The following is a 1,432-nucleotide window of genomic DNA, read 5'->3' on the forward strand; positions in this document are numbered from 1 at the left end:
CCACCCGACAGACCAAGACGCCCCGCCCTCCACTCCTCTCGTAGCCAGCCATCCGTTTCCGGCACCGCACCACACGGAAGACGGCATCACGACCGTCACCATCCGATGCCAACCCATCCGCAACGCCCGCCCGCACAGAGCCCGCACCCCGAAGGCGAACTACGAAGTGGCCCCCGGTGTGCTCCGCAGCGAGCGAGCACCGGATTCGAAGGCAGCCGCCAGCTGCTCGAGGAGCCCCAGCGTCGGATCAGTGCCGCTCTCTTCGATCCGCTCAATCTCTTCCTCGGACATGCCGGCCCGACCGGCAAGCTCAGCGGCGCTCCACCCGAGAGCGTTCCGCCGGCCGTACACCCTGAGCGAAGTCCATGCGACGCCCAGCAGCCCGGTAAGAGGGGTCCTCCCGATGCTCGGGCGGAACCTGCCATTCGGTGTGAACTGGCCTCATTGCGCGTACTGAAGCTCAGTGCGCCGCCCTGCGCAGCAGAAACGGCACCAAGGTCCCCCGAACCGGTGTCACCGTCCCCCGCCGGGAATTGCAAGCACGCTTGCTTGTTTTTGGTCTCGCTGGCACGCTGACGTCTTGTCAGCAGCCGCCCCTGAAGGGATCCGGATCGTGGCAGACCCCGGCGTCGTACTCGATGATCTGCGCGCTGAGAGCGCGGAGTTGGACGCGATCGTGGCCCAGCTGCCCGCTGCTGCGTGGGCGACGCCCACGCCCGCCGCAGGGTGGTCCGTCGCGCATCAGATCGCGCATCTGGCCTGGACCGATGAGCGGGCGCTGCTGTCCGCCAACGACCCCGACGAGTTTCTGCGGGAGACGGTGCAGGCGATCGAGGAGAGTGGCGGGAATCCGTACGCCTTCGTCGATCAGGGCGCCGAGGAAGGGGTCAAAGCCGAGCCCGGCACCGTGCTCGCCCGCTGGCGCACATCCCGCGAGGCGCTGCAGCAGTCCCTGCGGGAGCGGCCCGCAAGCGCCGGGAAGCTCCCCTGGTACGCCACCCCCATGAGCGTCGCCTCCATGGCCACCGCCCGGCTGATGGAGACCTGGGCGCACGGGCAGGATGTCGCCGACGCCCTTGGCGTCGAGCGCAAGCCGACCGAGCGGCTCCGGCATGTGGTCTGGATCGGCGTACGGACGCGGGACTTCTCGTTCCAGAGCAGTGGACTCCAGCCGCCGCAGGGCGAGTTCCGGATCGAGCTCACCGCGCCCGATGGCGCGGGCACCTGGTCGTACGGACCCGAGGACGCCGAGCAGCGCGTCACCGGCCCCGCGCTCGACTTCTGCCTGCTCGTCGTCCAGCGCGTCCACCGCGACGACACCGCGCTACGGGCGACCGGCGCCGACGCCGAGCGATGGCTCGGCATCGCGCAGGCCTTCGCCGGCCCGTCCGGCGGCGGGCGGGAGGCACGCGCTTGACCGCCCAGCCCGCCC

At 70.4% G+C, this 1,432-nt stretch carries 2 protein-coding genes; one reads left to right on the forward strand and one right to left on the reverse strand.

Features of this window, described 5'->3' with window-relative positions; all coding sequences use genetic code 11:
• Positions 1–159 precede the first annotated feature (159 nt).
• On the reverse strand, positions 160–351 hold the full coding sequence (locus tag G5C51_RS43895; RefSeq protein ID WP_165246185.1) for a helix-turn-helix domain-containing protein: 192 nt from the start codon (positions 349–351) through the stop codon (positions 160–162).
• Positions 352–613: 262 nt separating this feature from the next.
• On the opposite strand from G5C51_RS43895, the gene G5C51_RS41980 reads away from it, so the two are divergent.
• Entirely contained in the window at positions 614–1,417 is an 804-nt protein-coding gene (locus tag G5C51_RS41980; protein WP_165246187.1) for a TIGR03084 family metal-binding protein, read from the forward strand.
• Positions 1,418–1,432 lie beyond the last annotated feature (15 nt).

Origin of the sequence: Streptomyces coryli, from assembly GCF_011044975.1 — a bacterium.
In the GTDB taxonomy this organism is placed as follows: Bacteria; Actinomycetota; Actinomycetes; order Streptomycetales; family Streptomycetaceae; genus Streptomyces; species Streptomyces coryli.